This window comes from Methanohalophilus levihalophilus, from assembly GCF_017874375.1.
Classification (GTDB): domain Archaea; phylum Halobacteriota; class Methanosarcinia; order Methanosarcinales; family Methanosarcinaceae; genus Methanohalophilus; species Methanohalophilus levihalophilus.
This window is the reverse complement of the sequence record NZ_JAGGLK010000003.1, coordinates 469956-490747: the sequence shown is the minus strand read 5'-3', so window position 1 is coordinate 490747 and position 20792 is coordinate 469956. Positions and strand designations below refer to the sequence as shown.

General features: G+C 43.3%; 23 protein-coding genes. 10 read left to right on the top strand and 13 right to left on the bottom strand.

Features of this window, described 5'->3' with window-relative positions; translation table 11 throughout:
• Window positions 1–270 precede the first annotated feature (270 nt).
• The 3 genes from J2755_RS09880 to J2755_RS09870 all read left to right on the top strand — a co-directional run bounded on the left by J2755_RS09880 (window position 271) and on the right by J2755_RS09870 (window position 3366).
• Window positions 271–894, top strand: coding sequence for a hypothetical protein (locus J2755_RS09880; protein WP_209682838.1), 624 nt, complete (start codon window positions 271–273; stop codon window positions 892–894).
• A gap of 215 nt (window positions 895–1109) precedes the next feature.
• Window positions 1110–2618 carry a serine--tRNA ligase gene (locus tag J2755_RS09875; protein ID WP_209682835.1) on the top strand — a complete coding sequence of 503 codons (1509 nt, stop codon included), beginning with the start codon at window positions 1110–1112 and terminating at the stop codon, window positions 2616–2618.
• Between the two features lie 115 nt (window positions 2619–2733).
• On the top strand, window positions 2734–3366 hold the full coding sequence (locus tag J2755_RS09870) for a 30S ribosomal protein S3ae (protein WP_209682832.1): 633 nt from the start codon (window positions 2734–2736) through the stop codon (window positions 3364–3366).
• A 42-nt stretch (window positions 3367–3408) separates the two neighbouring features.
• On the opposite strand, the gene J2755_RS09865 is transcribed toward J2755_RS09870, so the two are convergent.
• Genes J2755_RS09865 through J2755_RS09855 form a run of 3 tightly spaced genes read right to left on the bottom strand, consistent with a single transcriptional unit; the run spans window position 3409 to window position 6172 of the window.
• Window positions 3409–5121 carry a glutamate--tRNA ligase gene (locus J2755_RS09865; RefSeq protein WP_209682829.1) on the bottom strand — a complete coding sequence of 571 codons (1713 nt, stop codon included), beginning with the start codon at window positions 5119–5121 and terminating at the stop codon, window positions 3409–3411.
• A 29-nt stretch (window positions 5122–5150) separates the two neighbouring features.
• On the bottom strand, window positions 5151–5450 hold the full coding sequence (locus tag J2755_RS09860; protein WP_209682826.1) for a hypothetical protein: 300 nt from the start codon (window positions 5448–5450) through the stop codon (window positions 5151–5153).
• Window positions 5450–6172, bottom strand: a complete 723-nt coding sequence (locus tag J2755_RS09855) for a fumarylacetoacetate hydrolase family protein (RefSeq protein WP_209682823.1) — start codon at window positions 6170–6172, stop codon at window positions 5450–5452. The genes J2755_RS09860 and J2755_RS09855 overlap by 1 nt, the downstream gene beginning before the upstream one ends.
• Window positions 6173–6336: 164 nt before the next feature.
• Here J2755_RS09855 and J2755_RS09850 point away from each other — a divergent pair, with 164 nt between their 5' ends.
• Window positions 6337–6663, top strand: a complete 327-nt coding sequence (locus J2755_RS09850) for a hypothetical protein (RefSeq protein ID WP_209682821.1) — start codon at window positions 6337–6339, stop codon at window positions 6661–6663.
• A 5-nt stretch (window positions 6664–6668) separates the two neighbouring features.
• On the opposite strand, the gene J2755_RS09845 is transcribed toward J2755_RS09850, so the two are convergent.
• From J2755_RS09845 to ahbD, 10 genes are all read right to left on the bottom strand, one after another.
• Entirely contained in the window at window positions 6669–7448 is a 780-nt protein-coding gene (locus tag J2755_RS09845; protein WP_209682818.1) for a dihydroorotate dehydrogenase electron transfer subunit, read from the bottom strand.
• Window positions 7448–8347, bottom strand: a complete 900-nt coding sequence (locus tag J2755_RS09840) for a dihydroorotate dehydrogenase (protein WP_209682815.1) — start codon at window positions 8345–8347, stop codon at window positions 7448–7450. Before J2755_RS09840 ends, J2755_RS09845 begins: the two co-directional genes overlap by 1 nt.
• A gap of 5 nt (window positions 8348–8352) precedes the next feature.
• A complete protein-coding gene (gene hemC, locus J2755_RS09835; RefSeq protein ID WP_209682812.1) occupies window positions 8353–9282 on the bottom strand; it encodes a hydroxymethylbilane synthase in 930 nt (309 codons plus the stop codon).
• A 14-nt stretch (window positions 9283–9296) separates the two neighbouring features.
• Entirely contained in the window at window positions 9297–10562 is a 1266-nt protein-coding gene (gene hemL / locus J2755_RS09830) for a glutamate-1-semialdehyde 2,1-aminomutase (protein WP_209682809.1), read from the bottom strand.
• Window positions 10563–10575: 13 nt separating this feature from the next.
• Window positions 10576–11553, bottom strand: a complete 978-nt coding sequence (hemB, locus tag J2755_RS09825) for a porphobilinogen synthase (RefSeq protein WP_209682806.1) — start codon at window positions 11551–11553, stop codon at window positions 10576–10578.
• Window positions 11554–11568: 15 nt separating this feature from the next.
• On the bottom strand, window positions 11569–12843 hold the full coding sequence (gene hemA, locus J2755_RS09820) for a glutamyl-tRNA reductase (RefSeq protein WP_209682804.1): 1275 nt from the start codon (window positions 12841–12843) through the stop codon (window positions 11569–11571).
• 29 nt (window positions 12844–12872) lie between these two features.
• Entirely contained in the window at window positions 12873–13532 is a 660-nt protein-coding gene (locus tag J2755_RS09815; protein ID WP_209682802.1) for a precorrin-2 dehydrogenase/sirohydrochlorin ferrochelatase family protein, read from the bottom strand.
• 14 nt (window positions 13533–13546) lie between these two features.
• Window positions 13547–14017: a siroheme decarboxylase subunit beta gene (gene ahbB, locus J2755_RS09810; RefSeq protein ID WP_209682799.1), complete on the bottom strand. Its 471-nt coding sequence runs from the start codon at window positions 14015–14017 to the stop codon at window positions 13547–13549.
• On the bottom strand, window positions 14007–14462 hold the full coding sequence (gene ahbA, locus J2755_RS09805) for a siroheme decarboxylase subunit alpha (RefSeq protein WP_209682795.1): 456 nt from the start codon (window positions 14460–14462) through the stop codon (window positions 14007–14009). The genes ahbB and ahbA overlap by 11 nt, the downstream gene beginning before the upstream one ends.
• Before the next feature lie 179 nt (window positions 14463–14641).
• Complete coding sequence (gene ahbD, locus J2755_RS09800) at window positions 14642–15691, bottom strand: heme b synthase (RefSeq protein WP_209683389.1); 1050 nt, start codon at window positions 15689–15691, stop codon at window positions 14642–14644.
• A 117-nt stretch (window positions 15692–15808) separates the two neighbouring features.
• Between ahbD and J2755_RS11605 the strand changes: the two genes are divergently transcribed.
• From J2755_RS11605 to J2755_RS09770, 6 genes are all read left to right on the top strand, one after another.
• A complete protein-coding gene (locus tag J2755_RS11605; protein WP_209682791.1) occupies window positions 15809–15928 on the top strand; it encodes a CcmD family protein in 120 nt (39 codons plus the stop codon).
• Entirely contained in the window at window positions 15925–16317 is a 393-nt protein-coding gene (locus tag J2755_RS09790; protein WP_209682787.1) for a cytochrome c maturation protein CcmE domain-containing protein, read from the top strand. Before J2755_RS11605 ends, J2755_RS09790 begins: the two co-directional genes overlap by 4 nt.
• Before the next feature lie 18 nt (window positions 16318–16335).
• Window positions 16336–17193 (top strand): polyprenyl synthetase family protein, encoded by an 858-nt coding sequence (locus J2755_RS09785; RefSeq protein ID WP_209682782.1) that lies wholly within the window; start codon window positions 16336–16338, stop codon window positions 17191–17193.
• Window positions 17194–17207: 14 nt separating this feature from the next.
• Window positions 17208–18386, top strand: a complete 1179-nt coding sequence (locus J2755_RS09780; RefSeq protein ID WP_209682779.1) for a radical SAM protein — start codon at window positions 17208–17210, stop codon at window positions 18384–18386.
• Between the two features lie 149 nt (window positions 18387–18535).
• Window positions 18536–18862 (top strand): ATP synthase archaeal subunit H, encoded by a 327-nt coding sequence (gene ahaH / locus J2755_RS09775; RefSeq protein ID WP_209682777.1) that lies wholly within the window; start codon window positions 18536–18538, stop codon window positions 18860–18862.
• Complete coding sequence (locus J2755_RS09770) at window positions 18855–20789, top strand: V-type ATP synthase subunit I (protein ID WP_209682774.1); 1935 nt, start codon at window positions 18855–18857, stop codon at window positions 20787–20789. Before ahaH ends, J2755_RS09770 begins: the two co-directional genes overlap by 8 nt.
• Window positions 20790–20792: the final 3 nt, after the last annotated feature.

Sequence of the window (20792 nt, the reverse complement as noted above, 5' to 3'; positions counted from 1 at the left end):
AATCTGAGTATCCTATTAGTATAGACCCTATATATGTCTTGTTTGCGAAATTGCGGAAGTTTTGGATTTATAAATTCAAAAATATTTGGAATACGGCTGTTTTTGAAAGATGATTGTAGCATCGATTTGATGTGAGATCTAGAGTAAAAATATTCTTTTTGAGATTCCTCTTAATTGCAATTTTTATTTCGAGAGTTCTATCGGAGAAGTTTTTTGGATTAAATGAAAATAATAAGAAATTTTATCAACAATATCGGCTTGTGTTAATTTATGTCTGATCCAGCTTGGTTGCCTTCTGCAATAATGCAAACTGTAGGTGCATTATATGGAATCTTCATCGCCGTATTTGTATTAGCACTTCCAAGCTTGCATAAACACATTCTTGAAAACAAAGAAGGCTTAGAGGGAGACGATGAAACAAAGTTCGACAACACAATTTCTTTTTTTAAAATATTATTTATCATATTAGGCGTTCTTGTGATTTTTGTTGAACTCTACAATGGTATGATTCTTTATTTTATTTCAGATGATATTTTTGGTCACTTTCAGTACTTGTTACTGTTTTCGTACTTTACTTTGGCTGCAACTATTTTATACATAGTTGGCTTTTCCTACGCTGTAGTTGTTTTTTTGATCTCTCTAATAGAAAAAAAGCCAATATACCATTCTGGTGCTTTTTTAGATCGATTCTTCAAGTATAATTTTGTGGATATAGCAATTGCTTTAACTGTATTTTTTATACTACTGACTGTTTTTGTATACTCACACTATAAATTAAATAACCATATTGTGGCATCAATTATTATAGTGTTATTACTAGTTTCTGTTTCTTATTATGCACATAAAAAAGCAGAAAAAAGTAGCGATTGCGAAAAACAAAAGCATGGTGACTGATTATTTATGTCACAAACTAGTGTGCGAGGGGTTAAAAATCCACCTTCCTTCAAAAATCCGCAAATATAAATACAATCTTCACTTTTTCCACCTGAACCAAAACAAGCAATTTTGGCACATAATGCCAAAAACAAGATATATTATACTCCTGTAGTAACATTGACCCACCAAATGGAGTCTTTACATTCACATAACATCATTTCGAGGAATACATAATGGATTTGGAATTCAGGCTGAAAGCCGCATTCAAAACAAGCGCAGACCCTGCTCCCGGAAGGGAAGCCATTGAGAATTTTATCAATAATGATGCTGTCACCCTGCTTTCAAAAGGCGCCCCTGAAGGCGAGGAAGCAAAAATTGAGAATTTGGAAATCGGTAGTGACAGGATTGGAGTGACAATCACCTCCGGCAGGTATGTTCGTGCACACGATGCAATGATTCGCCTGCGCCGTCCTTTGGCTGCAAAACTCGGCAAGGAGTTCCATATCGGAATTCGCGGAATCGAAGTTGAGGATTTCAAAATTACAATGGAGTCCGAAAAAGACATCGGTAACCTGAAGATTCCCCACGTCAGCAGCATGGAATACAACGACGGGAAACTAATCCTCCATCTGGATGTAGGGGAAGCAGAGATGGAAAACCGTGTTCCTGACAGGATTCTTACCCTCATGGAAGACAAAATCCGTGAGAAAAGCTACGGTGCCAAGGGAGAACACTGGGACTTGCTCTGGCAGAGTGAGAAGAAAGAAATAATCTTCGCCGAAGATCCAACACAGGAAATGATGAAGCAGGGGTGGCTCAAGCGCGGAGCAAGCCGTGGACAGTGGATTCACGGACCTCAGTCAACCAAACTCTTCAGGACCTTCGAGAAAATTGTTCTTGAAGAATTACTCGAACCCCTCGACTACAGGGAAATGATCTTCCCGAAACTCATCCCCTGGGAAGTATGGAAACGCTCTGGCCATGCAAAAGGAGTCTATCCTGAAATTTACTATGTCTGCCCACCCAAAACAAGAGATCCCGAATACTGGGAAGAAGTAGCAGACCATTACAAAGTCACTCACGAAGTTCCAACCGAACTCATCAAGGAGAAGATCGGCGATCCTATCGGCGGCCTTTGCTATGCACAGTGCCCGCCCTTCTGGATGTTCATGCAGGGAGAAACCATCCCCACTGACGAATTCCCCATAAAGGTATTCGACAGGTCAGGAACATCCCACAGGTATGAAAGCGGCGGAATCCATGGTATGGAAAGGGTTGACGAATTCCACAGGATAGAAATCGTCTGGCTCGGAAACAAACAGCAGGCTATTGATACCGCAAAAGAGCTTCATGAAAGATACATGCACATCTTCAACGAAATACTGGATCTTGAATGGAGAAAGGCATGGGTTACTCCTTGGTTCATGGCACAGGAAGGCCTTGATGGAGTATCCGAGGAACGCGAAGCAGGAACCACTGATTATGAAGCACCTCTGCCCTACCGCGGCGAAGATGGGGAATGGCTGGAATTCCAGAACGTAAGTGTTAACGGAAACAAATACCCATCCGGCTTCAATGTCAAATCCCAGTCAGGAGAAGAACTCTGGTCAGGTTGTTCCGGTGTCGGTCTGGAACGCTGGACATCAGCATTTTTGGCACAGAAAGGACTCAATCCTGAGAACTGGCCTGAAGAGTTCAGGAAACGCTTTGGGGAAATGCCGGAAGGATTCAGTTTCCTCTGAAGAGGTAACCGATTCGTTTATATATGGACATGTACACTATAGGCAGGCCATTAACAACTTATACTTGATTACAGCTTGATTTACGAACTATCACACTCACACCGGAGGAAATTACTTGGCAAGGAAAGTACAGAGAAAACTGGACAAATGGAAAAACAAAGAATGGTTTACTATTGAAACACCTGAATTTATTGGAAGAAACGTCATCGGCGTAACCCCTGCAGATGATTCTGCAAAACTTGTGGGACGCGTAATTGAGACAACTGTCGGTGACATCACTAATGACTTTTCAAAACATAACATTAAACTGCGTCTTGCTGTGGACAATGTAAACGGCAACGTGGCAAACACAAGATTTATCGGCCACGAAATCACAACCGACTACCTGCGCTCTATTGTCAAGAGGCAGACCTCAAGGATTGACGCAAACCTTGAAGTAAAAAGCAAGGACGGACGCAAGCTTCGCATCAAGCCAATTGCATTCACGGTAAAGCGCGCCAGGACCAGCCAGATAAAAGGTATTCGTCAGGTCATGGAAGAAGCTGTTGAGAAGCGTGCTTCAGAACTTAACTTTGAGCAGCTTGTGGAAGAAATTGTCACCGGAAGGCTGGCAGCAAACATCTACAGGGCAGCAAAACTTATTTATCCGCTCAGAAGGGTGGAAATCAGGAAGACAGAAGTTATTCAGGTCCGCAACAAATCATATTCTGCGTCTCCAGCAGAAGAAGCTGAAGTGGCAGAAGCCTGAGTACTTTTCTTTTTTTATTTTCTGGAAAAATGTTGTAGCTGCTCACTTATGAGCAAAATAAGCTACAACATTCTTGCCTTTTACTGATTCAATTCTACAAAATCCGAATCGTTCAAACTGAACCATTTTTTCAGTCTGGGTAGAAATATCGGGTTCTCCATAACCATTTATGATTCCATCAGGTGAACGGACTTCCACATCAAGATGAGATTCTCCAACCCACTGGATTATGGGAAGACGGGACTTTTTAATTTCCTCAACCGAGTCGCCAATGTGCTTTGCAACAAGAGGATTAGTGGAGATCACTTCAACATTGAACAGATCCTTCAGACGAACCCTATCACCTTCCTTTAAACCAGCAGCATCATTGTCGCTTACATACACCTTTGATCCAACTTCAATTGTGCGGAAACCGCGGTCTTCAATGGGATGAAGCTGGGGTTTTGCAACACAGGTTTCGCAATCCTCGATTTGCATTTCCACGGGTTCCGGTACAAAGAAATACCTGTTGGCAATCGGATCAATCAGTTTTCTGTTCTCGGCATACAGGGAATCCATGCTGATACTGACATCGGTTTCACCTACACCCATTTCCACCATGAACTTGCGAACAGCTTCCGGCAGGATTCCACGCCTGCGAAGTGCCCGTAAGGTTGGAAGACGGGGATCATCCCATCCGGAATATTCGCCATCCTCGATTGCTTTCCTGAGTGAACTGGTACTGAACTTGCCGAATTCATGCATTTTTACACGGCCCCAGTGAGTGGTTTTGGGGTAAGTCCATCCAAAATAATCGTAGATATATGTCTGGCGTTTTTCACTGTCCATTAAGTCCTTACCACGAATAATGTGAGTCATACCAAGTTCATGATCTTCGATTGCACCTTCAAAATCAAGAAGTGGCCAGACCACATACTTATCCCCCACTTCTTTCCGGGGGTGAGGAGCCTTTACAATACGGAATGCTCCAAAATCACGAAGCGCCGGATCCTTGTGATGAATGTCAGTTTTTATCCTGAGGACAGCAGATTTCTCCTCATACTCACCTTCAAGCATTTTATGCCAGTGCTTTAGGTGTTCCTCTGGAGGTAATTCCCTGTGAGGACACGGGGTTGAAGCATCCTTGAATCTCTTGAATTCTTCGCCACTGCAGAAGCAAACATATGCTTTCCCCATATCGATGAGTTTTTTCGCATATTCATAGTAAAGCGGGATCCTATCAGAAGCGATAACCACCCTATCAGGTTCTGCTCCCAGCCACTCGCAATCGTCAAGATACCAGTCGTACGCTTCAAGCATGGGTCTTTTTGTTTGTGGATCAGTATCATCAAATCGTATAATGAATGTTCCACCATACATTTTCACATATTCTGAATTGATTACCATACCTCTGGCACTGCCAAGAGTTGCCGGCCCATTCGGATTTGGGGCAAATCTCATCACAACTTTCTGCCCTTCTTCAACGTCAAGAGGTTTGAGTCCCTTATCCGGCTCCTTCTTTGTGTTCAACTCCTCAATTAGTTCAGGAGCCAGTTCCTCAAGGCGAGCCTGCCACACTTCCGGAGTCCCTGCAGCTACTTCCTCCACAACCTTCTGGACAGCTGCTGTGACATCCTTTGCATGCTGCCTTAGATGGGCGCAAGTTCCCATCACTTTTCCCATCACGGCACCTGCCTGTGGTGGCTGCCCGTATTTTACGGCATTCTGGAAAGCAAACTTTTCTATTGTTTTTACATCATCTTCAGTAAGCGTCATTTGTATCTGCCTCAAATTCAGGAAATAAATTAAAGTTCAGCACCCAAATCTTGTATTTGAGATGCTTTGTCGATAATATCTGTTATCTGGCTTTCAAAGGAAACAAGGAAGTCATCTGCACCATCACCTACTACCGCACCATGGGTAGAGGGTTTGATTAAGCCTTCCTGCTCCAGCACTCTAAGCGAATATCTAACTTTGTGGGTTGGCATTTTTGTTTCTTCAGACAGTTTCAAGATGCCGATTGGACCGTCTTCTATGACCTTTTTTAGCACTACGAGATGTCTTTGCGTTAATTCCAGTTCCCGGTTTATCTGATCAAAAAGCATCACAACACCTCATTTCCAAGTATACCCACACCTTCAATTTCAACTTCTACCTTATCCCCTTTCTCAAGAGGTCCGACTCCAGGCGGCGTGCCTGTGGCAATCACATCCCCTTTTTCAAGTGTCATAACAGAGGAAATAAATTCAATTAGGAAAGGAATGTCAAATATGATGTTCGAAGTCCTTGAATCCTGTTTGATTGAGCCATTTACCCTGCAGGAAATTCCCACATCAGAAGGCTCAAAATCAGAGTTTTCCGCGATGAATGGACCCAGTGGAGCAAATGTATCAAAACTTTTAGCTCTTGTCCATTGCCCGTCTTTTTGCTGGAGATCGCGGGCAGTCACATCATTAAAACATGTGTATCCTGAAATGAATTCCTCAGCATTTTCAGCATGTACATTACGGCATTTTTCACCAATAACAACAGCCAATTCCGCTTCATAATCAACCCTCTGGCTGATAGAAGGATACACTATACCCTCTCCGTGCCCTATTACTGCAGAACTGGGTTTCATGAAAAGAAGTGGTTCATCGGGAATATCCATGTGAAGCTCTTTTGCATGATCCCTGTAATTCAGTCCGATACACACAATTTTTGAGGGGATAATCGGAGGAAGAACACTCAACGTGCTGATGTCGTAGGATTTTCCGTTTCCCACTATAGTGTTGCCTTCTACGGAAGCAGAAAATTGAGATTCTCCATCGCTAAATCTGCCGATCATGATATCACTTCCAGAAATGACTTAAAGCGCGCAATAGAAAGAGAGAAAATAACTATAAAGCATTTTGCTTCCTGCGTATCATGTGATTTATGCCTGGAATATGCATAAAAAATATGGGAAACATATTTGTGTTCAGAAACCAAATTATGTATGGGGTTAAGTGCATGGAATGTTTCAGTGAACCTGATGCAATGAGCTATGCTCTTTGCCGGGTCAAACAACTTCCTATATCTGAAAAGTACCGAAGAGAGATTATTCGGTGGATTGATACGTATCTCAATCCGGAACAGATTAAAGCTAAACTAACGGAATTTGGAGACTCACCTGAAGAATATTCAATAAAAGAGTACGCTGAAAAAGATCTGGAAGTGTCAATTCTTTTTGCATCCAGAGAAGACAGGCAAGATTCCGGGATGATTCTCTTTGAAAGCCAGTTGCTATTGCTTTTCAACCTGTTACTTCGCGATATTGAAGAAAAAATAGCATCATAAATTACTCAGTAATTGTGTTTGCCACCTGTAGGACCTCTGCCATATTTGCCGAACTCGGAATCTTCCAGAAGTTTCCCGTTAAGCACGGGACCGTCCCGACACACGCGAAGACCGGATTTATCCATGCAGCAGGCACCACATACACCAATGGCACACTTGAAATAGCGATGCATGCTGAATTCTGCCTTTGGGAGGAGATCCTTGTCCTGCAATATCTGGAAAACACGATACATCATAATTTCAGGTCCGCAGATGTGTATCCTGTCGTATTCCTCAAGATCAGTATCTAAAAGTAAATCAGTTACAAAGCCACATCTTCCTTCGGAACCATCATCTGTGGCTACAAGCAGATTTCCTGCGTCCATGAAACGTTTCTGGAAAAGAAGTTCATCACAATTGCGTGAACCAAGGAAAATATCAACATCTGCACCGACACGTTTAGCATCTTCTGCTAAAGGCGCCAGTGGAGCGGATCCGACTCCTCCTGCAATAATGAGTATTTTTTCATCCGGTGAAGGTAATGTAAAACCATTTCCGAAGGGACCCCGAAGTCCCATGAAATCACCTTCATAAAGCTCGAACATGCGGGAAGTGGCAGCTCCCACTTTCTGGACAGTCACACCGTTTTTATAGGAAATTCCCATGGGAACCTCATCAACACCATGCACCCAGACCATAGCGAACTGACCTGGAAGGGCTTCACTGAATTTGGTATCAAACAGGAAAGTACGTGTCGAAGGAGTTTCTTCGATTACTTCAATGATTTTTGAGTAAATAGGAATCATTAGATCCTCCGATGGGCAAGGCCCACAATTTCTTCCACTGAAGAATAGCTGGCTTCATCCAGGAAAGTATCAATACCACAGGCTATGTTTCCTAACACTTCAACTGAATTATAAACTGCTGAACCAACTTCCACAGCTGATGCACCTGCCATCATCATCTCAACAGCATTTTTCCAGTTCGAAACACCGCCCACTCCTATTATAGGAACATCGAGTGCTGCATAAAGATCATAAACACATTTAACTGCAACCGGCCTGATGGCATCACCCGAAAGTCCTCCAAAGCGGTTTCCAAGAACCGGATAGCCTGAATAAATATCGATTGCCATACCACGCACGGTATTTATTGCCACAATGGCTGCTGCACCACTGTCCACTGCTGCCTTGCCAACTGAAACAATATCAGTAACATTCGGCGTCAGCTTTACCCATACCGGAACATCAACCACATCGCAAACAGCTGCAGTGATTTCTCCGACTAAGCAGGAATCAACACCAATTGAAGCACCATAACCTTCTGCGTGAGGACAGCTCACATTGAGTTCAAAGGCTGCAGGTAATTCACCCATCAAACCTTCGGCAACCTCTACAAATTCCTCTGCATTGCCACCAAAAATGCTGGCGATAACAGGGACACCACTGTTTTCAACTGCTATACTGAGTTCTTCTGAAAATTCAGTATAAGATGGATTCGGGAGCCCCATAGCATTCAGGTATCCACAGTCAAGTTTTACCATTGAAGGATTCTTATGCCCTTCTTTGGCAACAGGGCCGATTGATTTGGTAACAACTCCACCTGCCCCGGATTGTGCTATCCGGTTCAAGGATGCTCCGGTTGTTCCCATAATGCCTGAAGCAAGAATTACAGGATTCTTCAGATTAACTCCGGCAATTTCCATTTTGCTCATCCCACTTTGGAAATACCCAGACGTTCCACAGCTTCATACACAAGATCCCTGCCACCAAGATCGGCAAGGTTTTTCCCGAGTTCAAGTGCATGTTCCCTGTAACCGTCAACCGGTATTTTCTCATCAATACGAATTGCACGATCCCCATCTAACGAGAGGACTTCCGCGCGAATGTGGATCTTTTTGCCGTTTTTAATAACTTTAGCAAAAGAACCAATTGGAACAATACAGCCACCCTCTACATCCCGAATGATAAGACGTTCTACTTCAGTAGCCAATCTGGACTCCGCATGATCTATTTTGCTACAAAGTTCTTCGGCTTCCTCTCCCACTCTGGTCACCACAGCAATGGTTCCCTGATTGGCTGAAGGACAAAAGTCTTCCGGGTCCAGAGGTTGGGCATTCATATCCCAGCCCATACGTTCCAGACCTGCTTTTGCAAGCAAGATGCCGTCATATTGGCCTTCATTGAGTTTCCTGATTCTTGTGTGAATGTTGCCCCTGAGATCCTTGATCTCCAGATCAGGACGATAGCGTAGCAATTGTGCCCTGCGGCGCATGGAAGTGGTTCCTATTACAGAGGCCTCTGGAAGCTCATCTATTTTCAATCCGTCCTTTGTAAGAAGCACATCATAAGGAGAATCACGTTTAAGCACTGCTGCCAATGCCAGTCCTTCCGGACGCTGGGTAGGGAGATCTTTCATGGAATGTACTGCGATATCGACTTCACCTGCAAACATACGGTCATCAAGTTCACGGACAAAAACACCTACACCGCCTACTTCGTGAAGAGGCCGGTCAGTAAATGTATCGCCTGTGCTTTTGATAATTTCTCTCTGGATATTCGTAGTAAATTCCTTGAGCAATGCTTCAACTCTGTCCGCCTGCGCGAGAGCAAGCCCGCTTCCCCTTGTTCCAAGAATCAAATTAATTCACCGTCTTATTGGAGGCACTGTTCATAAGCTTCAAATGTGTTTTCCAGATCTTCTTCAGTATGTGCGGTTGACAGGAAGTTTGTTTCAAACTGTGATGGAGGAAGGAATACGCCTGCATCCAGCATCTTGTGGAAGAACTGGAAATAGCCTTCCTTATCGCACTTCAAAACATCCTGATAGTTTAATGGTTTGTCACCGAAGAATATCTTGAACATTGAAGAAACACCTGAAACAGTATAATCGAGTTTTTTATCAGCTACAATCTCTGACAGGCGTGACCTCACCATATCACCAGTAGCATTGAGTTTTGAATGCACGTTTTCTTCCTTCATTAGATCAAGTGTTGCATGACCAGCAGCAACTGAAAGAGGATGACCGCTGAAGGTTCCAGCCTGATAAACGGAGCCTGAGGGTGAAATCATTTCGATGATTTCCCGCTTTCCTCCGAATACTCCGATAGGTAGACCGCCGCCGATGATCTTTCCAAGTGTGGTTAGATCAGGAGTCACACCATAGTACTCCTGCGCGCCACCCATTGCAAGCCTGAAACCTGTTATCACTTCATCGAAAATAAGTAAAACATCATTCTCTTCTGTAAGCTTGCGTACTTCCTGCAAATATCCTTCTTCTGGAAGCACAGGGCCTATATTACCCATTACAGGTTCAAGAATAACAGCAGCAATGTCATCACTGGAGGTGATTAAATCTGCCATTGCCTCAATGTCATTGAAAGGAGTCTGGAGAGTGTGCTTGGTGAAATCTTCCGGGATTCCAAGGGAATCTGGTTTTCCATGGGTTGACGCACCTGAACCGGCCTTTACAAGAACAGCATCATGAGCGCCATGGAATCCACCTTCAATCTTGATAAACTTGTTTTTCCCGGTAAAACCACGGGCAGCACGAATAGCACTCATTGTTGCTTCGGTTCCTGTGGAAACCAGACGCAACATATCAATACTCGGATAGATTGATGCAATTCTCTCCGCAAGACTGAACTCAATCTCTGTCGGTGTCCCGTAAATCCACCCCTTATCAAGCTGTTTTTCGATGGCTTCCCTTAATACCGGGTTTGCATGCCCGAGCATTGCGGGCCCGTATGCGAGACAGTAATCAATGTAGCTGTTCCCGTCAACATCCGTGATGTGACTGCCAGAAGCTTCTTTTGTGTAAAACGGATAAGGTTTGATAGCACGCACAGGACTGCTCACACCCCCGGGAAGGTACTTCCTAGCGGTTTCAAACATTTCTTTTGATTTTGAAAGATCAACCATAATTAAATCACCATTATTTCTGTAACATAGTTGCAAGTTCTTTTGCAAAATAAGTGAGAATCATATCTGCACCTGCACGCTTAATTGAAAGCAGGGATTCGTACATTGCCCTGTCCCCATCCAGCCATCCGTTGGCTGCAGCTGCTTTTATCATGGCATACTCACCACTGACATTGTAGGCAGCTGTAGGCATTCCGAATTCATCCTTTATCCTGCGGATAATATCAAGATAGGGCAGTGCCGGCTTGACCATAACAATGTCAGCACCTTCCATTATATCCAGTTCAACTTCACGAAGTGCTTCATCGGAGTTAGCTGGATCCATCTGGTAAGTAGAGCGATCCCCGAAGCTGTAACATGAGTCCGCTGCATCCCTGAAAGGACCGTAGAAGGATGAGCTATATTTTGCTGCGTAGGACATTATCGGAACATTTTCAAAATTTTCCTCGTCAAGGGAATTGCGAATTGCACCAATCATTCCGTCCATCATCCCTGAAGGAGCAACCATATCCGCACCAGCCCTTACATGACTCACTGCAATCTGGCCCAGTATAGGCAATGTTTCATCATTAATTACATCCTTGGATTTAGGATCAATTATTCCGCAGTGGCCGTGGGATGTGTATTCACACATGCAAACATCGGTAATCACCAGCAAGTCATCGCCCAAATCTTCCTTGATTTCCCGGGTTGCCTGCTGCACAATATCCTCATCACCATAGGCACAGCTTCCTATTTCATCTTTCTCGGAAGGAATACCAAAGATAATCACCCCGTTTATCCCGAGATCTGCAATTCTTTTCGCCTCATCCGCCACTTCTGAAAGCGGGAGACGCATAACACCTTCCATGGAAGGAACTTCCATAGCGGAATCGGTTGTTTCGTCCACGAAAATTGGATAAATAAGATCATCAACTGACAGGTTTGTTTCACGCACAAGATTGCGGATTTTACCGGATCTTAATCTTCTCATTCGAATATTGGGAAACATGCATCATCACTCCTATTACTGGCATTTATCCTTTTCATCATTTCCCTGATATGGTCTGATATCAAACAACTGTGACACTGAATCAAGGAATTCCTCATCATCAAATTCAGCTGCATGGCGGAGGGATTTGGTGGGCCCAGCAAGCAGTTTATTTGCAATGGCTCGTGTGAGATCGTCAAGTACGCTGAGCTCAATCTCACCCAGTGTATGATAAGCACCAAGACGGTTTATTGCCTTGTCAAGCTCTTTCTTTCTCAGGTCATAAACCTGGCTGTAAAGATCTGAAATCAGGGCATCTGCTTTCTGTTGTTTGTATTTTGAAAGCAAAAGTCCATATTCTTCATCAATAATAACTTCAACTTTCTTGGCTTCCTCAAGTCGCATCTGGAGATTGCGTTCATTGATTACACGCAGGCTGTCAATATTACGAAGAATGGCACCTGTCACGTTTTCCACATCAGGATCTATATCCCTTGGACTGGCAATATCGATGAGAAGCAGATCTTCCGAACGCTCCTCCATTGCCTCCTCAACAATACCCTTCTTTAATACATAGTGTGGAGCAGAAGTTGCACTGATAATTACATCAGACTGTCGTACATAATCGTGAAGTTGCTCAAAATGGACGGCTTCCCCACCCATTTCACCGGCAAGATCTGTTGCCTTTTCATAGGTTCGGTTTGCAAGGTAAACCACATTCATATCCTTGTGGGCAAGGGCACGGGTTACAAGTGTACCCATCTCACCTGTACCAATTACAAGAATATTGCGACCTTCGAGGCCATTGAGGATCTCTTCGGCAAGATCCACGGCAGCAGAAGCAATTGAAACTGCACCCCTATTGATCTTTGTCTCTGTGCGGGCGCGTTTGCCTACCTGAATTGCTTTGCTGAAAGCCGTCTCAAGCACTTTACCGATTGTTCCGGCATCCTTTGTAGCTACAAACATATCCTTGAGCTGACCGAGGATTTGGTCCTCTCCTATTATCATGGATTCGAGACCACAGGCGAGTCTCAACAAATGCCTGAGAGATTCATCATGATCGTAGAAGTCAACTATTTTCGAGGAAACACCCATCTCCTTTGCGAAATGGAAAAGGACACTGCTACCCTTTGGAGACACTACATATATCTCCACACGATTGCAGGTTTTGAGCACAGCGCACTCATGGACAAGGTCATGGGCATACAATTTAGTGAGCAGCTCTTCCAGCTCTCCTTCCCATGCATCTTCCATTTCTTCAACAGTTGCTTTTGAGTGGCTTATGACCAGACTTGAGATTTCTGTCAAGGGTTTCCTCCTTTGAGGTGAAAGGCACTTTAGTTGTCTTCAAAGTGCTCCAACATTATATTATATGCTATATTATACGCTTTTTCATAGGAAACAGCAAATGCATCCCATATTTCCCTGTTTTCAAGGATTTCCCAGAGAATAGTTTTTCGCCCTGATTCCTCGCTGATTCTTTCTTTGAGAATATCACGGCATTCATCCTGCAGTTTTGCCATTTGACCGTAGGCGGGTGTAATTACCTTTTCAAGTTCAAGACGAATGAATTTTGACAGAGCAGGGCTATTGCCCATAGTGGAGATTCCCAATAAAACCGGATCCTGCCTGATTACGGAAGGAATAATCAGATCCCCTGCAAGGTTAACAGAATTTACCAGCGCACCTGAGCGTTCTGCTATTTCTCCGATTTTTTCATTGAGCTCAGGATTGTTTGTTGCAGTGATAACAATAAATGAATCTTTGACAAAGTCCTCTATCTGGCTTATTGTGAGATCCGAAATGTCTGATTCAATTAGATCAATCTCATCAGAACACTTGTTCAGGTTTTCTGTAAAAGATGCACTAATAACAGTAACAGGAGCAAAATCCTTGAACAAAAGAGCTTTTCTTTCCCCGACCTTGCCTCCGCCAAAGATTAACACTTTTTTCGAAGACATATCTATGAAAAGTGGAAGATAGTTCCTTTCAGGCATCCATATCACCAGACTTATAGCCTTACACCAGTCTTCTTGAACTCACGTTCGCTGAAAAGCAGGGAATAATCATCAATACCAACAGCTTCAGAGATTTTTGTCGCTACTTCAATACATTCATCCCTGCTATATGAATGTACCATTGTAAACATATTATATGGCCAGTTGGGATATCTGGGCCTTTCATAGCAATGTGTGACTTCAGGGAAAGAAGCCATGATTTCACCCACCTTTTCAACACTTTCATCGGGAACATTCCAGACACACATGGCATTGGCATTAATTCCTATCTGCCGGTGTGCAATGGATGCACCAAAGCGACGGATAAAACCCTCCTTTTGCATTAATTCCAGCCTATCCACGACTTCCTGCTCGGAAATCCCAAGCTCTTCTGCTATGTCTGCAAAGGGAGAGGAAGAAAACGGAATTCCTTCCTGGGTTAGCTTGAGGATCATATATGAAAGCTCATCAATATTATCTGACATTGAATTTCACCCCGATTTTAAAAAGACGTTTTGTGGGCAAATCGAGCATTGGAAGATTTGTTTTGCTGTGAATATCTGCAAGAATACCGGCCAGGGTTTCCTTATCCTTAGCAGAAACAGTAAACCAGAGATTGTACTCTGCCGGCCTCAGGTAATTGTGAGAAACTTCAGGATAGCTGTTAACAATAGAAGCGACTTCATCAACACGTTCTTCGGGTACATTCATAGCAACCAGAGTGCTGGAGCCTCCAACTTTGCGTGTATTGATAACCGGACCAATGCGCCTGACGGCGCCTTCTTCATTAAGCCTCTTAAGCCTGTCAAGCAACTCGGATTCAGAAATAGAAAGCCTTTGGCTCAATATCCTGTATGGATGAACATCAAGAGGGAAACCCATCTGGATTTCATTGAGTATTTTTTTGTCCGTCTCGTCAAGTTCAATCATGATAAATGCCTACTGCTATCACTATACAAGGAAAGACAGACTTAGTGATGCAGTTATGAATTAAAAAGGTATGGTTTAGAAAAGTATACTGTAAACCTGATGAAAACGCTTAAAATGTTAAAGAGAACGCCATGAGATAATAGAAAAGTCCCTGGATATGAATTAAAATGATACCGATTTCAATGGGGTATATAGATACAATAGGGTTCCTCGGCAAGGTAATCACCCGTAGCAGCATAAGCACGGGCACGGCAACCACCGCAAACATTCCGATAGCTGCATTTTCCACACTTGCCTTTTAGTAGCTCGTAATCCCTCAGGGAATTAAACAGCTCGGATTCTTCCCATATTTTCCGGAAACCTTCCTCACGGATGTTTCCTGCAAGTGTCGGGAGATATCCGCAAGGTTGCACATCCCCGGTGCTGGAAACAAAACAGAAGCTAATTCCACCAAGGCATCCCCGGCTTAGTGCTTCATAACCGAAATTTTCGACATTTACTTCAAGACCTTCCTGTGAAGCACGCTGCCTCATAATACGGAAATAGTGTGGAGCACACGTCGCCTTTAGTTCCAGCCCGGCAGTTTTGCGCTGGTCATAGAACCAGCGGAGAACTTTTTCATACTCAACCGGAGGAATCTCCTCATCCACAAGGGATTCACCCCTACCTGTTGGTACAAGCAGGAATATGTGCAGGGCTTCTGCACCGATTTTCTGTGCAAGTTCCAGAATACCAGGAATCTGAGTGAGATTACGTTTTGTGATTGTGGTATTTATCTGAAATCCCAGCCCTTCTGCCTTAAGAGCCTCAATACCTCCCATTGCTTTATCAAATGCTCCGGGAACTCCGCGGAAGCCGTCATGAGTCTCAGCGGTTGAACCATCAATGCTAATACTGACTCTCTTAATTCCGGAATCTTTCATCTTTCTTGCTACTTCCCTGTCAACCAGGGTCCCATTGGTGGCAAGTACCACCCTCAACCCCTTTTCAGTTCCATATTTTGCAAGATCGTAGACATCGGCCCTGACAAGCGGTTCACCACCACTAAGTATCAAAATCGGAGAACCCATTGATGCTACTTCATCAATGAAGTTCAGGGCTTCTTCAGTGGATAATTCATTCTCTGCAGCACATTCTGTTGAAGAGCCTCTGCAATGCAAGCAGGAAAGATTGCACCCTGAAGTCAGTTCCCATGCAATGAGTCTTGGAGGTTTTACAGATGATGTCATGACGCTTGATGCCTCTTTTGGATTTGAGAGTATTGTTTCTGATGGAACACTATTAAGCATCAGATATAAATATGTCCGTAGTCACTTGTTCTAGGAAAGATCTAAAGGTACGTACGAATGGATGCACTATACATAGCTTTTTTAATTGTTTGGGCGACAATACTTTCTTATATTATCTCCCTAGTTCGGAAGCGTTCACAATTACGTAATGAAATGGAAAGGCTGACACTAAAATGAATCTCACAAAACGACAGCAAAAGACCGCAATTGCTCTTTTGGCAGTCGCCGTTTTTGCCGTAATCGGACTATGGGGAATAGATGCCGGGCAGCAGTATTATACGGTTACCCAGATCCTCGAGGAACAAGAAGAATACACCGGGAAAAATATCAATACAATGGGAACTATCAGCAACAATAGTTTGGTACTTGAACCCGGAAAAATCTCATTCCAGCTACAGGATACAGAAAATTCTTCGCAAATTATCAATGTTGAATATACCGGAGACCTACCTCCAAATCTTGAAGAGGGGAAAAGTATCAGCCTCAGTGGCAGACTGGATGAAGACGGAACAATTTATGCAAATCAGGTTGTAATGGGTTGTCCCTCCAAATACTCAGAATCATAATAAAATCGAGAGGTCAGGATGGATATTGAATCATGGGAGGAGTTCCGCCAGATAAACCAGGCAATTACCCGGTTTACTGATGGAATTGAAGATGGGATACACCTTAAGGGTGCAGTATCCCACATCTGTAATTCCGGCGGGAAAAAAATACGCCCTATAATGCTGATGCTCTCAACCGAAGTTTGTGGTGCAAAAATTGAAGAGAGCCTTGACGCAGCACTTGCTATAGAACTCATCCATTCCGCATCCCTTATACATGACGATCTCCTGGACATGGGAACAATTCGGAGAGGTGTGGAAACTGCCCATGAGAAATATGGCAATGGAGTCGCAATGCTGGCCGGGGACTATCTCATATCCAAATCAATCGAGCTTCTTGCACCTTATAAAAAAGAGGTTGTCGCCGAATTCGGGAAAGCGGGTATGCGGATGGCTGACGGAGAGGTCATTGACATCAAGGGTTTTTCAGAAAAAGAGTGCCATGAAGAGAAATATTTCAGATGCATCCGGAATAAGACAGCATCCCTTTTTGCAGCCAGTACTGCCATGGGAGCATACGTTGCCGGAGCTGATGAAGAAAAAGTAGATTACCTGCGAGAATACGGAGAACGCGTTGGCGTGGCCTACCAGATACTTGATGATCTGCTGGAATACAGGAAAATACCCACAGATAAGCATTCTGTCCAGCATTCAACCGGTCTTGTGGAAATTTACAACCAGAGCATGAACCCCGAGGATGCAACAAAGAAAGTTGAAGACCGGGTTCATGAAGAGGTTAATATAGCAAACGATTTACTGGAGAAATTCCCGGATTCTCCTGCAAGAGAAAAACTATTCCAGATTACCGAATATGCAACATTTTGCATGCTTCCCTAAGGAGATTTGAAGAGATGCGAGTCTATGAAAAACCTATGATCAAGGTTAATGCAGAACTTGAAAACGGTAAAGTAGTGCTTGACACAGAAGGTGCGCTTTCAACACTGGCAAAACCCATTATTTCAAGGATTAACCGTATTTTCAAAGAAGAAAAACCAATATACTTCGATGATGAGACACTCATTTTCTCTACCTGGGTTCCACCCATACCAGGCGAAGCTTTTAATCGCATGATTAGCGCGGAAATTGCAGCGATCATGAAAAAGCGTGTTCCAGACCAGTTTTCCATTGCAATTACTGATCGATGCCCAAATCGTTGCATACACTGTGGTGCAGATGGCTTTGTCACCGGCAAAGAACTTACTGCAGACCAGATTGTTGACACAATCGAGCAAGCTATTGATCTTGGATCATACCTGATCTCTTTTGATGGCGGGGAAACAATGGTCCGAAAGGACATTGTTGAGATGGTACAACGGGTTAACAGCCAAAAAACCATCAACACTTGTTTTACTTCAGGTTTCGGATTAACTCCTGAAAGGGCACAGGGTCTCAAGAATGCCGGAATGTATGCAATGAGAATCAGCATTGATAACCCCGAGGAAGCAGAACACGATCGCATACGCGGAAGAACGGGGGCATTTAAGGATGCAATTGCAGGAATTAAAAATTCACTTGATGCAGGCATGCTTACAGACATGTTTGTTGTTGTTTCACCTGACAATATTGATCAGCTTGAGGATTTTTACGGATTGGCAGAAAGCATGGGCATGCACGAAATGTCCATCTATGAAATTGTTGCAGTTGGCAAATGGCTCGAGCATGAAGACGAGGTTATTACCAGGCAAGATGTCAAACGTCTTGAGAAGTTCCAGAAAGACAAGAATCACCTTAAAAGCGGACCAAGGGTAACTGCCTTCCCTTATTTCATGGGACCGGACATGTTTGGTTGTTTTGCCGGCAGAAGATGGCTACACGTAACCCCTGCAGGAGAAGTTATTCCATGCGCATATACACCTCTTTCATTTGGGAATGTGAAGGAAGAAAGCCTGCAAGATATCTGGAAGCGTATGGGAAAACACACCGCATACAAATCAAATGCTGAATATTGCATGATGAGAGATCCTGCATTCCGGGAGCGCTATATACACACAATTCCCGAAGATGCAATTCTGCCACTCAGAGTTCAATAATTTCTTCTTTTTTTTGCAGTTTTGAGCATGACAAATAGTGAACATTTCAACAGCAAAAGAGCACTTACCGAATAGTTTATATGTGAGCTTGCTATAGGGGATGTGAAATCGTCCACTTATTGCAAATTACAAATTTAATGAGGATTCACATGGCCAAAGATAAAATCTTATCCGAAATAAAAGAAGCAGAGCAGAAAGCTGCCAAAATGGTAGAGGAAGGCCTGAAAAGCAAGGAGGAAAAGATTGCTGCGGCACGGTCTGAAGCAAAAGAGATTCTCAAACAGGCAGAAACAGATGCTGAAGAATCTGCTGCCAATTCAATTAAATCTGCACATGAAAGTCAGATTAAAGAGAACAAGCAGATTCTTGAGAATGGGAAAAATGATGCAGAAGATCTAAGCAAAAAAGCTGAGGCAAATATAGACAAAGCTGTAGGGAACCTTGTCGAGGAATTTGAGAGGGCAATCTATGCTTAAAGCAAAGCAAATGACACGCACCGTTGTCGTAGGCCATAAGGATGTCCTCGACAAAACGGTAGAGGTTTTGCACGACTCCAATATTTTCCACATTGAAGATTTCAATGAAACTGATTCCAGTTTCAAAATCGGAAAACCTTTTGAGAATGCAGGTGATGTTTCCAAGAAACTTGTTAAACTCAGGGCAATTTCAAACTTCCTTGGTATCAAATCAAAGGATATTCCAAAGCGCAATCCTGAAGACCTTTGGAGAGACCTTGACAACAAGCTTACAAATCTTGAAAACGAGCTCAATGCGAAAACAGAAGAAAAAGCAAAACTGGAAGCTAAATTGAAAGAACTGGAATCATTGCAGAAAGAGCTTGAACCTCTGGCAGCAATTCCGGTAAATCTTGAAAATTATAAGGGCTATGAAAACATCGCAGTATTTACAGGGTACGTTCGTGAAGACGTCAGATCTGCAATTTCTGCAAAAACAACTGATTTTGAACTTGAATATGATGCACAGAATAGCATCATAGCACTTTTCGTGAGGAAAGATAAGGAAAGTGCAGTTGCTGAAATACTCGCTGATTATGCTTTCAGGGAAATCCGCGTACCTGCCAGTGAAGGTAAGCCTTCAGAAGTTATCAGTGCTTCAGAAAAGGAAAAGGATAGCATCAACAAGGAAATAAGTTCCCTTGAAAAGGCTATCTCCAGTGTGAAAGAAAAATATGCAGATTTCATACTTGCCAGCGATGAACTCCTTTCAATTGAATCACAAAAATCAGAAGCACCGCTTCGAATGGCAACTTCTGAACACACATTCGTAATTGACGGGTGGGTTCCTGAGGAAGAATATTCCAAACTGGAAAACATTGTCAATGCGGCAACCAATGGCCGCGTATTCGTTTCTAAGCAGGAAGCCGAAAAGAAAGATGAAGACAAAACACCTGTTGAATACGAAAATCCAAAATTGACAAAACCATTTGAACTTATCATGGACCTTTATGCAAGGCCCAAATACAAAGAAATCGACCCAACCTTACTTATCTTCTTTACATTCCCATTATTCTACGGAATGATTCTCGGAGACATCGGGTATGCGTTGGTTCTTTTAGGAGTCGCATTTGCCGTCAAGAAATTTGTCAGGTTTGAAGCAATCAAGACTCTTATGAACATTCTTATTATCTGTCAGATATCAACGTTGTTCTTTGGCATACTTTATGCCGAGTTCTTTGGATTCGCGCTTGCAAGTCTGCATACGGATCATGGAACAGTACCCGGCTTGATAGCCGGTTTTGAAACAATCAATCTCTTTGCATCCCCAATCGGGAATGAGATGATTACATATCCACTTCATCGCACACACCTTGCAATGACATTGATTGCATTTACAACGCTGATTGGTGTTGCTCATATCAACTTCGGTTACATCCTTGGGTTAATCAACATTAACCGTGCCCACGGGTTCAAACATGCTATGCTTGAAAAAGGAAGCTGGCTTGTAATCGAGCTTGGTATCCTGGCAGTTGTCCTCGGATTCCTTGGATACTTCCCAGTAATTATTGGAGCACTTATTTTCCTGATTGGCTTCATTATGCTGGTCAAAGGAGAAGGAATCAAAGGACCTATCGAATTACCAAGTCTCTTGAGTAATTCACTGTCCTACACCCGTCTTATCGCTGTAGGACTTTCATCAATCTACATTGCATTTACTGTGAACCTCATTGCCTGGCAGATGATCTGGCCAAAGGGAGGCATCGCAGCAATTTTAGCAATAATAGTATTCATATTCGGCCACGCAGTAAACACAGTCCTGAGTATAATCGCCCCCGGATTACATGCTCTCAGGCTGCAGTATGTCGAATTCTTTACTAAATTCTATGAAGGCGGGGGAAGAAAATACGATCCATTCGGATATATAAGAAAATACACGGAGGAATAAGAG